Source organism: Streptacidiphilus sp. MAP5-3 (assembly GCF_041262505.1).
Lineage (GTDB): Bacteria > Actinomycetota > Actinomycetes > Streptomycetales > Streptomycetaceae > Streptacidiphilus.
Window position 1 is genome coordinate 39,528 of sequence record NZ_JBGCCL010000030.1, and the last position, 13,134, is coordinate 52,661.

The following is a 13,134-nucleotide window of genomic DNA, read 5'->3' on the forward strand; positions in this document are numbered from 1 at the left end:
GCCGCTCCCGTGGACGCCACCCAGGCACCCGCCCCGACCAGCCGCGCCGCCGGGCTGCGGCTGCTGCTGATCCTCGGCGCACTCTCCGCCTTCGGGCCGCTCTGCCTGGACATGTACCTCCCCGGGCTCCCGCAGCTGGCGGCGGACTTCCGGGTCTCAGACTCCGCGGTGCAGCTGACGCTGACCAGTTGCCTGGTCGGTCTGGCGCTCGGCCAGCTGATCGCCGGGCCGATGGCGGACACCTGGGGACGGCGTCGGCCGCTGCTGGTCGGGCTCGCCGCCTACGCCGCCGCGTCGGTGCTGTGCGCGCTGGCGCCCTCGGTGGAGATGCTCACCGCGCTGCGGCTCGTGCAGGGGCTGGCGGGCGGCGTCGGCATCGTCATATCCCGCGCCGTGGTCCGCGACCTGCACGAAGGCACTGCGGCGGCGCGCTTCTTCTCCATGCTGATGCTGGTCAACGGCACCGCGCCGATCCTCGCGCCGCTGCTGGGCGGGCAGTTGCTGCGGTTCACCGACTGGCGCGGGATCTTCGTCACGCTGTCGGTGATCGGCTGCGTGCTGCTGGCCGCAGCCGCCTTCGGCCTGCGCGAGACCCTTCCGCCCGAGGGCCGACGCCGCGGCGGCCTGGGCGAGACCCTACACGGGATGCGTGCGCTGCTGCGCGACCGCGCCTTCGTCGGCTACGCGCTCTCCGGCGGCTTCTCGCTCGCGGCGATGTTCGCCTACATCTCCGGTTCGTCCTTCGTGCTGCAGGACATCTACGGCCTGGACGCGCAGACGTTCAGTCTCGTCTTCGGCGCCAACGCGCTCGGCATCGTGGCGCTGGGGCAGCTGAACGGCGCCTTGCTGCGCAGGTTCCGGGTCGAGACGCTGCTGCGGGCCGGACTGGTGCTGAGTGGTGCGGGCGGGATCGGCCTGCTCGTCTCGGTGCTGGCCGGGCTCGGGCTGCCCGGGGTGCTGGTCAGCCTGTTCGCGCTGGTCTCCAGCATCGGCCTGATCGGCCCCAACGGCACCGCGCGGGCCATGGACGGTCACGCCGGGCAGATAGGCGCGGCCTCGGCGCTGGTCGGGCTGCTCCAGTACGGCGTCGGCGGTTTCGCGGCACCGCTGGTCGGGCTCGGCGGCAGCGGGACGGCCGTGCCGATGGCGGTCGTCGCCTGCACCTTCGCGTTGGCCGCGGTCGTCGTCTACGCCGCGCTGGTCGGCCGCGTCCGGACCGGGGCCTCGGTGGACGAGGCGGTCGGGCACCCCGCCGAGGACGCCCTCACGCGGTGAGGCCGCGCTCGACCAGGTCCAGCGTCGACTCCAGCACCGCCTCGAACTGCTCCTCCCCGCACGCGGCCAGCGGACCGTCGATGCTGAGCAGCGCCAGGCCGTGCAGCGCGGCCCAGGCGGGGAACTCCGCGCCCGCACGGCGCTCCGGCCGCATCAGCCCGGCCGCCGCGACCGCGTCGAGCGCCTCGCCGACGATCCGGAACGCGCGGTAGTCCGCGAGCGCCTCCGGCTGGACGTCCAGCTCGCTCAGGCCGTGACAGAACGCGGTGCGGAACAGCCCGGGTTCGATCTGGGCGAAGCCGACGTAGGCCTTGCCCAGTGCCCGCAGCCGGGCCAGCGGGCCCGCGTCGGCCGGGACCTGCGCCAACCCCGCGTCCAGCGCCTCGGCCAGCAGCTCGAGACCGCGCTCCTTGGCCGCCCGCACCAGCTCCTCGTGCGAGGCGAAGTGCCGGTAGGCGGCGGGGGCGGAGACGCCGACGCGTCGGGCTGCCTCCCGCAGCACCACCGCCTCGGGTCCGCCCTCTCGGGCGAGCGCCACGGCCTCCTGGGCCAGGGCGTTGGCCAGGTCGCCGTGGTGGTAGCGCGTACGGGGGCGGGCGGAAGGCGGTGTCTGCGGCACACCCCGATTCTGCCGCCCGCACCGGGCGAATGGCCAAAGCCCGGGGCCCGAACCCGTAAACCGGATTCGAGCTCCGTCGCTCAGACCGACTTCTGGTACGAGCGGAAGGTCCGCATGGACAGCCAGACCGCGCCGGCCGCCAGCAGCACCAGCCAACCGCCGTGGCTGAGCACCGACCACCAGTCCGGGTGCGCGGCCATCGCCGCACGGCCCGCCTCAAGCGCCCAGTTGACCGGGTTGAACCGGGCCACCACCTGCATCCAGTGCGGCATCAGCGACGCCGCCATGAACGCCGAGGAGAGGAAGGTCATCGGCAGCAGCAGGAAGGTGTTGATGCCGATGATCGACTCACGCTCACGCACCAGCATGCCGAGCGCGTTCGAGAAGGCGCCGAACACGGTCCCCAGCACCGAGGAGGCGACGATCAGCACGAGCAGGCCGAGCACGCCGCCGGGGTAGTGGGCCCCACCCACCCAGCCGAGCAGCACGATGATCACCGACTGGAAGGCCGTGGTCAGCGCCTGCATCACCACGTTGGCGTTCATCAGCGCGCTGCGGTGGACCGGGGTGATCAGGAACCGGTTGAGCGTGCCGCGCTCGATCTCCTCCAGTGTGCCCATCCCCGCCCACATGTTGGAGGAGACGGCGCTCATCACGATGACGCCGGGGACCAGGTAGTCCAGGTAGCTGCCGGAGCCGAAGCCGGGCAACTCGACGACCCTGCGGAAGAGCGCGCCGAAGAGGAAGAGCCAGATCACCGGCTGGATCAGCGTGATGATCAGGTAGGCGGGCTGCCGCACGAAGGCCATGAACTGACGCTGCGTCATGAACAGGGTCTCGCGCAGCGCGGCCGAGGGCGCGAAGGCGGTCCGGACCGGGCCCGGGGTCAGGGTCGCGGTGCTCATCGGGAGGCTCCTTCCAGAACCGAGGAGTGGGCAGCCTCGGCGGAGGAGAAGCTGCGGCCTGCGTAGCGGAGGTAGACGTCGTCCAACGAGGGACGCGAGACGGTGACGGCGGCGACCGGCAGGCCGATCCGCTCCAGCGCGGCCAGCGCGGCAGGGACTGCGGCGGCGCCGTCGTCCGCGCGGGCCGCGACGCGGCGGCCGTCGACGGTGATGTCCCGCAGGCCCGGCAGCGCGCCGAGCGCGCCGACCACCGGGAGGTGGTCAAGAACCGGCTCGGTGAGCTCCACCGCGACCGCGTCACCGCGCAGTTCGCCCTTGAGTGCGTCCGGCGTCCCCTCGGCGACGATCCGGCCGCGGTCGACGATGGCGAGCCGCGCCGCCAGCTTGTCGGCCTCCTCCAGGTAGTGCGTGGTGAGCAGGATGGTCAGGCCCTCGGAGCCGGCCAGCCGCTCGATCTCCTCCCACATCGCGGTACGCGCCTCCGGGTCCAGGCCGGTGGTCGGCTCGTCCAGGAAGAGCACTTGGGGGCGGTGGACCAGACCGATCGCCACGTCGAGGCGGCGCAGCATGCCGCCCGAGTAGGTCTTCACCTGCCGCCTGGCGGCGTCGACCAGGTCGAACCGCTCCAGCAGCTGGTCGACGCGGTGGGTCAGCTCGGCGCCGCGCATGCCGTAGAGGCGGCCCTGGAGCAGCAGGTTGTCGCGGCCGGTGGCGACCGGGTCGGCCCCGGACCGCTGGGCGACCACGCCGATGGCGCGCCGCACCCGGCCCGGCTCGCGGGCCACGTCGAACCCGGCGACAGTGGCGCTGCCGGAGTCGGCGGAGGCCAGCGTGGTCAGGATCTTGACGGTGGTGGACTTTCCCGCACCGTTCGGCCCGAGCAGGCCGAAGACGATGCCGGGCTCGACACTGATGCCGAGCCCGTCGAGCGCCCGCACTCCCCCGGGCACGGCCTTGCCGCGCCCCTTGGGGTGGTAGGTCTTGACGAGGCCTGTGGCGTGGACGGCGTAGCCGCCCCCGCCCGGGGCGGCCGTTGCCGCGGCCGCTCCGGGGACGACGCCGAGCGTCGTCCGGGACTGGGTGTTCATGACGGGGATTCCCTCCGGTCGTGACGGCGGACACTGCTGCCGATCTACGACGGGGGATCCGGGGCTACGATGGAGCTGCGTGTTCCTCGTAGGCGCCGGATCTGTTGCCGCAGGCCGGTCGCGAGGTCCCTGCCCCCGCCCGGTGTTGCCGCACCGCGCGGGGGCTCTTTCATTCGGTTGTGCCGGATCTCTCCGGAACTCTTCTCATGGCGTGGCGCACATGGGTGCTGACGCCCGGTCAGGCGGAGCCGAAGCCGGGGTCCTCCTCCCACAGGGCGCGGGCGCGCTCCTCGATGTCGATCCACTCCTGGGGCGGCTTTCCGGTGGCGGAGAACTGCCGCCAGCCGTCCATGCCGCTGAGCGTGCCGTCCTCCATCTCGGCGAGCAGGCCGCTCAGCCACGCCGCCTCCGCACGCCGCATCGCCAGCGCGTACTCGGCCTCGACCAGGAAGATCCGCGGCAGCAGCGTCAGGCAGGTCTCCAGCATCTGCTGCTGCGTCGCGATGCCCTCGTCCAGCGCGCTGAGCCGCTTGCGCAGCAGCACGAGGACCTCGTCCGGAGGCAGGCTGCCGGCCAGCGACAGGCCCGCCTCGAACTGGGGGTACTCCTTGGCCGGGACGCTGAGCAGCTCCGACAGCCAGTCGTGCAGCTCGGCGCGGCCGGCCTCGGTGACGCCGTAAACCGTGCGTTCGGGCCTGCGGCCGTCACGCTCACTGCCCACGGCCTCGATGAAGCCGTGACGCTCCAGGTTCTGGACCACGGTGTAGAGCGAGCCGAAGTTGATCTTGATGCTGAAGTGCTTGCCACGCTGCTTCAGTACCTGGGCGATCTCGTAGGGGTGGCGCGGCTGCTCGGCACAGGTCGAGAGCACGGCCAGGGCGAGCGGATTGCTGAGCTTGCGCTTGGCCACCGGGTCACCTCCCATCGACAACGCGAACCTACTCACTTACTCGCCTACGAGTATATGAGCACGGGTATAGCGCGTGTCAATACGCTATATCGCGATAGCCTTCCCGGCCTTGGCCCAGTTGGAGTTGAGCGTGTCGAGATACTGCTGCGCCTGCGGCCCGAGCGGGACGCCGCGTGCGAAGGCCAGCATGTTGCCCGGACCGGTGTTGTAGCCGAGGGCCAGCAGCTGGTCTTCGGTGAGGGAGCCGGTGCGCTGCGCGGGCAGGTCGGTGGCCAGGTCGTGCAGGCACCAGGCCTCCGCCTCGATGGCGAGGTCCGGGTCGTCCGGCAGGCTCAGCCAGGGCCGGTCGGCGAAGGAGCGGCCCTGCTTGACCTGGTCGTAGGTGGCCTCGTGCATGTTGGCGACACCGAGCGCCGCGGTCGGTTTGATCTTGAGCCAGGCGCGCTCGAAGGCCGGGTCGTGCGGCTTGTAGTCCTCGTTGTAGAGCACCGCCATCACCAACTGCGGGTCCACTCCCGCCTCCTTGGCCCGCTGCCGCACCTGGGCGGCGAACTGGGACGGGTCGTAGCTGCCCGTGTACCAGCTGCCGCCCGTCGCCGACGGGCTCGGCGAAGCGCCGCCGTGCCCGGCGGCGGAACCGGAGGCTGACGCCGCGTCAGTCTTCGAGGACGGCGACTTGCCCTGACCGTGCGTCACCCCCCAGAGCAGCAGCGCCGCCACCGGCAGCACGATCCACCACACCCGCGACGATCGCCCACCGGCCACGCCCCCGCTCACCCCACCGACGAGTAGGCAATGATGCCGCGCCGGATCTGGTCGACGGCCTTGCGCGCGGCCGTGCGCACCGCGCCGTCGTCCGGGGCGGCGTTCATGATCTGGCCCAGTACGTCGATCAGTTGCCGGGTCCAGCGGACGAAGTCGCCGGCGGGCATGTCGGCCTCGCGGAGCACCTTGTCCAGCGCGTCGCCGGACGCCCAGCGGAAGGCCGTCCAGGCGAAGCCGAGGTCCGGCTCGCGCTGGCCCCAGTTCTCCATGGTGGAGAGCTTGTGCTGCTCCTCCAGCGCGTCCAGGTGGCCCCAGATGCGGACCATCTCGCCCAGCGCGTCACGGGCCTTGCCGTCCGGCAGCTTGACCGCGCTGCCCTCGTCGTCGCCGCGTCGGGACTCGTACACCAGGGCCGAGGCGCAGGCCGCGAGCTCCGCCGGGCTGAGGCCGTCGAAGACGCCCTCGCGCAGGCACTCGGAGGCGAGCAGGTCCAGGTCGCCGTAGAGGCGGCCGAGGCGGCGGCCCTGCTCGGTGACGGTGTCCCCCTCCAGGTAGTCCAGGTCGGCCAGCAGTGCGCAGACCCGGTCGAAGGTGCGGGCGATGGTGTGGGTGCGCGAGCGCATCCGGCGCTCGAGCTGCTCGGTGTCGCGCTTGAGCCGGTCGTGGCGCTCGGCCCAGCGGGCGTGGTCCTCGCGCTCGTCGCAGCCGTGGCACGGGTGCTGCCGGATCTCGGCGCGCAACCGGGAGATCTCCGGGTCGTCCGCCGCCGCGGCCCGGCCCTTGCGGACCCGGCCCGGATCGATGTGCCCGGCCTTGCTGCGCAGCGCCGAGGCCAGGTCGCGCCGGGACTGCGGGCTGCGCGGGTTGAAGCTCTTGGGGATCCGCAGCCGCTCGATCGCCTCCACCGGCGTCGGGAAGTCGATCATCGCCAGCCGCTTGACCTGCCGCTCGGCGGTGAGCACCACCGGACGCGGGCCGTCGCCGTACTCCTGGCCGCGGCCGTTTCCGTAGCCGCGCGTGCCGTGGCGGCCGACCGGCGGGATGCCCGGGTCCAGCACCACGGCCAGCCCGGCGAAGCGGCCGGTCGGAACATGGATGACGTCGCCGGGACGCAGCTTCTCCAACGAGTCGGCCGCGCTGGCCCGGCGCTGCGCGGCGCCCTCGCGGGCCAGCAGCGTCTCGCGCTCCTTGAGGGCGCGGCGCAGGCCCATGTACTCCTCGAAGTCGCCGAGATGGCACTCGACCGCCTCGCGGTAGCCGGCCAGGCCCTCCTCGTTGCGCTGCACCTGCCGGGCGATGCCGACGACGCTGCGGTCCGCCTGGAACTGCGCGAAGGAGGTCTCCAGCAGCTCTCGCGCGGTGTGCCGGCCGAACTGGCCGACCAGGTTGACGGCCATGTTGTACGACGGCTTGAACGACGACCGCAGCGGATACGTACGCGTGCCCGCCAGCCCGGCCAGCGCGGCCGGGTCCAGCCCCGGCTGCCAGAGCACCACGGCGTGGCCCTCGACGTCGATCCCGCGCCGCCCGGCGCGGCCGGTCAGCTGGGTGTACTCGCCCGGGGTGACGTCGGCGTGGGTCTCGCCGTTCCACTTGACCAGCTTCTCCATGACGACCGAACGGGCCGGCATGTTGATGCCCAGCGCCAGCGTCTCGGTCGCGAAGACCGCCTTGACCAGGCCCTTCTGGAAGAGCTCCTCGACGACCTCCTTGAAGGTCGGCAGCATGCCCGCGTGGTGGGCGGCGATGCCGCGCTCCAGGCCGTCCAGCCACTCGTAGTAGCCCAGGACGTGCAGGTCCTCGGCGGGGATGGCGGCGGTGCGCGACTCGACCACCTGGCGCACCTCGGCCCGCTCAGCGTCGGTGTTCAGGCGCAGGCCGGAGTGGAGGCACTGCTGGACGGCGGCCTCACAGCCGGCGCGGCTGAAGATGAAGGTGATCGCGGGCAGCAGACCCTCGGCGTCCAGCCGGTCGATCACCTCGACCCGACTCGGCGTCCAGGCCCGGCCCGGACGGCCGTTGGACATCGACCGGCCCCGACCACGCCGGTCGAACCGGTCCCGGCCACCACGACGGTCCTGCTCGGCGCGGGCCAGCCGGACCAGCTCCGGGTTGACATCGGCCTCTCCCCCGCGCGCGCCGTCCCGCTTGCGCCCGGAGGCGCGCTCCTCGGCGACGCGGTCGGTGAACAGGTCGTACATCCGATGACCCGCCAGCACGTGCTGCCAGAGCGGGACCGGGCGGTGCTCGGAGACGATGACCTTGGTGCCGCCGCGGACGGTGTCCAGCCAGTCGCCGAACTCCTCGGCGTTGGAGACGGTGGCCGAGAGCGAGACCAGGGTGACCGACTCGGGGAGGTGGATGATGACCTCCTCCCACACCGCGCCGCGGAAGCGGTCCGCGAGGTAGTGGACCTCGTCCATGACCACGTAGCCCAGGCCCGAGAGGGTGCGGGAGCCCGCGTAGAGCATGTTGCGCAGCACCTCGGTCGTCATGACGACGACGGGCGCCTCGCTGTTGACCGTGTTGTCACCGGTGAGCAGGCCGACCTTGTCGGCGCCGTAGCGCTTCACCAGGTCCTGGTACTTCTGGTTCGACAGCGCCTTGATGGGCGTCGTGTAGAAGCACTTGCGGCCCTCGGCCAGCGCGAGGTGCACGGCGAACTCGCCGACGATGGTCTTGCCGGAGCCCGTCGGTGCGGCCACGAGGACACCCTCGCCGCCCTCCAGCGCCTGGCACGCCTCCACCTGGAACGGGTCCAGCGGGAAGTCGTACAGCTGCCGGAAGGCGTGCAGGGCACTCGCCTCCTCCTGCGCGCGGCGCCGGGACGCGGCGTAGCGCTCGGAGGGGCTGAGGTTCTCCTCGTCGGACGGATCGGACGAGTCGGGCGAGAGCAGGTTCTGGTCAGTCATCTCGCTAGGAGAGTACCCGCCAGGACTGACACTCCACCTCAAGATTGTTTACTGCGTGCGCCATCGCCCGATCGGGCGGTACGGCGGGTGCTCAGGTGACGTCGTCCGGGTGGTACGTCATCGGCTCGCCCGCGGCCAGCTCGGTGGCGTTGACCGGCTCCGGGATGGGCAGGTCGTCGGCGCCGAGGGAGGACGGGCGCAGATCCACCGAGGAGGCCTGGTCCGGGTCGAGCTGGTGGTCCGGGTTCTCGGCGTAGCGCCGGGCCACGGCCTTGTCCCGCAGCGTCGCCACGCCGACGGCGGCGAAGTAGAGCAGACACATCGGGACGGCGAGCACCGTCATGGTCACCGGGTCACCGGTGGGCACGGCGATCGCGGAGAAGACGAAGATCCCGAAGACCGCACCGCGCCACCAGCCGCGCAGCCGGGCGGCGCTGACGATCCCGAGGAAGTTCAGCATCACCAGCAGCAGCGGGACCTCGAAGGAGAGCCCGAAGACCAGCACCATCCGGATGAAGAAGTCCAGGAACTCGGCGCCGGAGAAGGCCAGCGAGAAGTTGGCCGGGTTGAAGCTGGCCAGGATCTGCAGGGCCTTGGGGAAGATCTCGTACGCCAGGTACGCGCCGCCGAGGAAGAGGGGGACTGCGGCGCCGACGAACCCGAGACCGTACTTCTTCTCCTTCTTGTACAGACCCGGCGCGACGAAGGCCCAGAGCTGGTAGCTCCACACGGGGCTGGCCAGGATGAAGCCGATCATCATCGCGATCTTGAAGGTGAAGGTCAGCGGCGAGAGCACGCCGTTGTTCACCAGCAGACCGTTGGGACACGCCGCGGTCTTCTCGCCGTAGCCGTGCACGCCGGTGATGTGACAGGCCGGGGTGACCAGCTCGTTGATCGCCCAGTTGTGCATCAGCCAGCCGATGACCGTGGTCACGAGCAGGGCGAGGATCGAGACGATGAGCCGGTAGCGCAGCTCGCGGAGGTGGTCCGCGAGCGGCATCCGGCCGTCATCGTTCTTCGGAGGCCGCTGCTGCTTCTGCCTCTGTTGGGTGTCGCTCACCGTGCGGCTACGTCCCTGCGAGAAAAAGGTGGGAGTGAGGAGGAATGCGCCTGATTCAGACCTGGCTGCTCGGCTGCTTGTCCTCGGTGACGGGACGCGCGGAGGCGGTGTCCCCCGGCGCGGACTGGATGGTCCGCGGCGCGGCGGGGGCCTGCGCCTGCTCCTCGGAGGTGGTGACGTTGGAGACCTGGGCGTCGGTCTTCTTGCCGTCGTCCTTCATCGCGCCGACCTCGGACTTGAGGATGCGCAGCGACTTGCCGAGCGCACGCGCGGAGTCCGGGAGCCGCTTCGCTCCGAAGAGCAGCAGCACGATGACCGCAATGATGATGATTTCCAGAGCGCGGTTCTCGAGCATCGGGTTTCCCTCTTCGTCGTCGTGTCTGCGCCGATGATACGCACCGTGAAGGCACGGCCCATAGCGTCGCGACAGAAAGCTGCCCCAACGCATCTTCGATACTACGCGGATCCGTTTGGCGCTTGAATAGACGGTGCACGCGTGGTCAGCAGCGCGGCTCCCCCGCTGCGCGCGACCGCCTCAGCCGCGCGCTCGACGTCCGCGCCCGCCTTGGACAGCCGCTCCGAGCTGCGCGAGAGTGCCCTGGCCAGCGCGGCTACCTCGCGGTAGGCCAACACGGACAGCGCTCCCAGCACGAGCAGACCTGCGGTCGTCAGTCCCACGATGATCCACACCACGGGACCAAGCATGCACCATCGCGGGACCGGTCTTTTCGGTGGGCGGGGAAGTTGCACCATCACGGGCGCGGCGCAGTGCAACCTCCCTCTCCGTCTCCCTCCGTCTCCGGCTCCGTCTAAGTCCCGACGTGCAGCCTCATGGTGGGCACGCCCGCCCCCGTCAGTGCGTCGATGATCCGCGCGCCGGCGTGCTTGCGCACGGCGGAACCGCACGCCGGGCAGGTGAAGCTGTAGAAGGTCCGTTCCGCCGTACGGCCGAGCGCCAGGCGGAACGCGCGAGCGTCCAGCTCCGTGGTGACCCGGCAGTCGGGGCAGGAGGCGCGGAACCGCGTCACGCTCATCCGGTGCGCCCGTCGTGCCCGGCCTCGTACCCCGCCAGCGCGCGGGACGCGACGTCGCGGGCCCGCGCGGCCAGGGACTCGGGGGCGACCACGCGGCCGTCAGGGCCGAGCCGGAGGACGAGCCGCAGCAGGCTGGACGGGTCCGGCGTGCGCAGCACGATGCGGAGGCCGCCGTCGGGCTGCTCCTCCGCCGCCTCGTGCGGGTAGTACTCGGCGACCCAGCGGCCCGCCGGGCCGACCTCGAGGACGACCTGGGGGTCGTCGGTGGACGGGCGCATCATGCCCTCGGAGAGGTCGCGGAGCTCCAGCTTGGGCGGGTCGGCGGGGGTGTCCAGGACCTTGATCTCGGCGATCCGGTCCAGCCGGAAGATCCGCCGGTCCTCGGAGAGGCGGCACCAGGCCTCGAGGTAGGTGTGGCCCTCGGTGACCAGCCGGATCGGGTCGACCTCGCGCTCGGTGAGCTCGCCACGCGCGGAGGACCAGTACTGCAGCCAGAGCCGCTTGCGCTCGGTGAACGCGCGGTCGATCTCGGCGAAGACGTCGCCCTCGGCCTCGAAGGTCACGCCGACGCGCGTGCTGCCCTCGGCGACGTCGCCGGCGGCGGCCTCCAGCTTGGCGACCGCACGGGTCAGCGCCTCGCGGTCGCGCTCGCGCAGGCCCGGCAGACCAGCCACCGCGCGGGCGGCGACCAGCAGGGAGGTCGCCTCGTCGGCGGCGAGCCGCAACGGCTGGGCCACGTCGTCCGGGTTGTGCCACCAGATCTGCTCGCCGTCGGTGTCGATGTCGAGCAGGTCGCCGCCGCGGAAGCTGGTGCCGCACATCGGCAGCACGCTGAGGTCGCGGATCAGCTCGCGCTCGGTGACGCCGAAGGCGCGGGCGACCTCGCCGACCCGGGCACCGGGGCGCTCGCGCAGGTAGGTGACCAGCGACAGCATCCGCCGGGTCTGGTCGATCGCGCTGCTCACTCGCCCACCTCGTTCTCGGAAATGCCGGAGGTCCCCGCGTCCGTCCCACCCGCCACGGCCCGCAGACGTGCGATGACCTCCGCGCGGAGGTCGGCGGGTTCGACCACGACCACGTCCGGGCCGAACTCGACCAGGTCCGCGGCCAGGCCGTGGCCGTAAGGAATGGTCAGCTCATCCCATTCTGCGTCGTCCGGCGCGGGTGCCGCGGTGAGTGCCTTGGCCCGGACCGGGAAGGCGGCCCTCCGGCGGACCCGGACGCGGGCCTGCTCGGTCGCGCCCTCCCCCGCGAAGCGGGCGACGGTCTCGCGGACGTCGACGTGATCGGGGACGGGCACGCTGAACTGGCCGCCCTTGCTGCGGACCCGCCCGACGATCCGGCTCAGCCGGAAGACCCGGACGTCGGAGCGGTCGCGGTCCCAGCCCGCGAGGTACCAGTGGCCGTGCCAGAACTCCAGCGCCCACGGCTCGACGGTGCGCGGCTCGGCCTGGGCGGCGCCGCTCTTGCGGTAGTCGAAGGCGACCGGACGCCGATCGCGCGCGGCGACCAGCAGTGGCTCGAACGCGGCGTCGCGCGCGGGGACGCGGGGCTGGAGCGTGGTCCGGCCCTCGCCGCCGTCCTCGGCCAGCGAACCGGCGGCACGCAGCTTCTGCAGGGCGCCACTGGCGGCTCCGGCCAGGCGTGCCTGCTCCCAGACCCCGGCGGCCAGGCTCAGCGCGGCGGCCTCCTCCGCGTCCAGGTGAATCTCGGGCAGCCGGTTGACGTCGCGCCGGGCCAGATAGCCGAGTTCGCCGTCGAGCGGGTTCTCCACCACGTCGATGACCAGGCCGAGTTCGCGCAGATCGTCCTTGTCGCGCTCGAACATCCGGTTGAACGCGTCCTCGCTGACCTGCTCCCCCGCAGACCCCGCCTCACGGTAGGCCTCGATGGACGTCCGCAACTCCCGCTTGCTCAGCGGGCGTTTGGTGTTCATCAGACACAGCGCGAGGTTCATCAGGCGCTCGGACTTGGCGATGGGCATCGCTCACCCTTCTTCTACGCGCGGCACCGACCGCGACCCGGAACTCGGCACCCGGTATCAACTGACCGTACCGCTAGGGCTCTCGACGACGAAGCGCACCCCCATCCAAAGGGACGGGGGTGCGCTTGCGTGACTCGCGCGTCGCGTGCGACTCGTGTGCGGCTCGCGTGCGACAGGGCGTCAGACGCCGAGCAGGTCCACGACGAAGATCAGCGTCTCGCCGGGCTTGATCGCGTCGCCCGCGCCACGGGCGCCGTAGGCGAGCTTGGCCGGGATGATCAGCTCGCGACGGCCGCCGACCTTCATGCCCTGGACGCCCTGGTCCCAGCCGGCGATGACCTGGCCGATGCCCAGCTTGAAGCGGAGCGGGGCGCCACGGTTCCAGCTCGCGTCGAACTCCTCGCCGGTGCTGAAGGCCACGCCGACGTAGTGGACGCTGACGTTGTCCTTGGCCTTGGCCTCGGCGCCGTCGCCCACCCAGATGTCGCGGATCTGCAGCGTGGTGGGGGCCTCGCCGCCCGGGAAGTCGATCTCCGGCTTCTCGATGCTCACGGTGGTGGTTCTCCTTGGAGGGACGAAAGA

14 protein-coding genes are annotated in these 13,134 nt (G+C 71.6%); 1 reads left to right on the top strand and 13 read right to left on the bottom strand.

What is annotated here, in order from left to right; all coding sequences use genetic code 11:
• The first annotated feature begins 9 nt into the window (after positions 1–9).
• A complete protein-coding gene (locus ABH928_RS30510) occupies positions 10–1,275 on the top strand; it encodes a multidrug effflux MFS transporter (protein ID WP_370071880.1) in 1,266 nt (421 codons plus the stop codon).
• Here ABH928_RS30510 and ABH928_RS30515 read toward each other — a convergent pair.
• The 13 genes from ABH928_RS30515 to ABH928_RS30575 form a co-directional block, all read right to left on the bottom strand.
• Positions 1,265–1,894, bottom strand: coding sequence for a TetR/AcrR family transcriptional regulator (locus ABH928_RS30515; protein ID WP_370071881.1), 630 nt, complete (start codon positions 1,892–1,894; stop codon positions 1,265–1,267). The two genes, ABH928_RS30510 and ABH928_RS30515, sit on opposite strands and share 11 nt — an antisense overlap.
• Before the next feature lie 80 nt (positions 1,895–1,974).
• Positions 1,975–2,721: an ABC transporter permease gene (locus tag ABH928_RS30520; RefSeq protein ID WP_370071921.1), complete on the bottom strand. Its 747-nt coding sequence runs from the start codon at positions 2,719–2,721 to the stop codon at positions 1,975–1,977.
• A gap of 74 nt (positions 2,722–2,795) precedes the next feature.
• Entirely contained in the window at positions 2,796–3,887 is a 1,092-nt protein-coding gene (locus ABH928_RS30525; RefSeq protein WP_370071882.1) for an ATP-binding cassette domain-containing protein, read from the bottom strand.
• Positions 3,888–4,125: 238 nt separating this feature from the next.
• Entirely contained in the window at positions 4,126–4,797 is a 672-nt protein-coding gene (locus ABH928_RS30530) for a PadR family transcriptional regulator (RefSeq protein WP_370071883.1), read from the bottom strand.
• Positions 4,798–4,881: 84 nt separating this feature from the next.
• Positions 4,882–5,562 (bottom strand): lytic transglycosylase domain-containing protein, encoded by a 681-nt coding sequence (locus ABH928_RS30535; protein ID WP_370071884.1) that lies wholly within the window; start codon positions 5,560–5,562, stop codon positions 4,882–4,884.
• Between the two features lie 8 nt (positions 5,563–5,570).
• Positions 5,571–8,474: a DEAD/DEAH box helicase gene (locus tag ABH928_RS30540; protein WP_370071885.1), complete on the bottom strand. Its 2,904-nt coding sequence runs from the start codon at positions 8,472–8,474 to the stop codon at positions 5,571–5,573.
• 91 nt (positions 8,475–8,565) lie between these two features.
• Positions 8,566–9,534 (bottom strand): twin-arginine translocase subunit TatC, encoded by a 969-nt coding sequence (tatC, locus tag ABH928_RS30545; RefSeq protein WP_370071886.1) that lies wholly within the window; start codon positions 9,532–9,534, stop codon positions 8,566–8,568.
• A 55-nt stretch (positions 9,535–9,589) separates the two neighbouring features.
• Positions 9,590–9,889: a Sec-independent protein translocase subunit TatA gene (tatA, locus tag ABH928_RS30550; protein WP_370071887.1), complete on the bottom strand. Its 300-nt coding sequence runs from the start codon at positions 9,887–9,889 to the stop codon at positions 9,590–9,592.
• A 101-nt stretch (positions 9,890–9,990) separates the two neighbouring features.
• Positions 9,991–10,227 (bottom strand): hypothetical protein, encoded by a 237-nt coding sequence (locus tag ABH928_RS30555; protein ID WP_370071888.1) that lies wholly within the window; start codon positions 10,225–10,227, stop codon positions 9,991–9,993.
• A 116-nt stretch (positions 10,228–10,343) separates the two neighbouring features.
• Entirely contained in the window at positions 10,344–10,568 is a 225-nt protein-coding gene (locus ABH928_RS30560) for a hypothetical protein (RefSeq protein WP_370071889.1), read from the bottom strand.
• A complete protein-coding gene (locus ABH928_RS30565; protein WP_370071922.1) occupies positions 10,565–11,503 on the bottom strand; it encodes a helix-turn-helix transcriptional regulator in 939 nt (312 codons plus the stop codon). Before ABH928_RS30565 ends, ABH928_RS30560 begins: the two co-directional genes overlap by 4 nt.
• A gap of 26 nt (positions 11,504–11,529) precedes the next feature.
• A complete protein-coding gene (locus tag ABH928_RS30570) occupies positions 11,530–12,552 on the bottom strand; it encodes a helix-turn-helix transcriptional regulator (RefSeq protein WP_370071890.1) in 1,023 nt (340 codons plus the stop codon).
• Positions 12,553–12,732: 180 nt separating this feature from the next.
• Positions 12,733–13,104, bottom strand: coding sequence for an FKBP-type peptidyl-prolyl cis-trans isomerase (locus ABH928_RS30575; RefSeq protein WP_370071891.1), 372 nt, complete (start codon positions 13,102–13,104; stop codon positions 12,733–12,735).
• Between the last annotated feature and the right edge of the window lie 30 nt (positions 13,105–13,134).

Bases quoted from the DNA above. Each gene is read 5' to 3' on its own strand.
- ABH928_RS30565 (WP_370071922.1), bottom strand. From the start codon at position 11,503: ATGCTGTCGCTGGTCACCTACCTGCGCGAGCGCCCCGGTGCCCGGGTC.
- tatA (WP_370071887.1), bottom strand. From the start codon at position 9,889: ATGCTCGAGAACCGCGCTCTGGAAATCATCATCATTGCGGTCATCGTG.
- ABH928_RS30540 (WP_370071885.1), bottom strand. From the start codon at position 8,474: ATGACTGACCAGAACCTGCTCTCGCCCGACTCGTCCGATCCGTCCGAC.
- ABH928_RS30525 (WP_370071882.1), bottom strand. From the start codon at position 3,887: ATGAACACCCAGTCCCGGACGACGCTCGGCGTCGTCCCCGGAGCGGCC.
- ABH928_RS30560 (WP_370071889.1), bottom strand. From the start codon at position 10,568: ATGAGCGTGACGCGGTTCCGCGCCTCCTGCCCCGACTGCCGGGTCACC.
- ABH928_RS30570 (WP_370071890.1), bottom strand. From the start codon at position 12,552: ATGCCCATCGCCAAGTCCGAGCGCCTGATGAACCTCGCGCTGTGTCTG.
- ABH928_RS30520 (WP_370071921.1), bottom strand. From the start codon at position 2,721: ATGACGCAGCGTCAGTTCATGGCCTTCGTGCGGCAGCCCGCCTACCTG.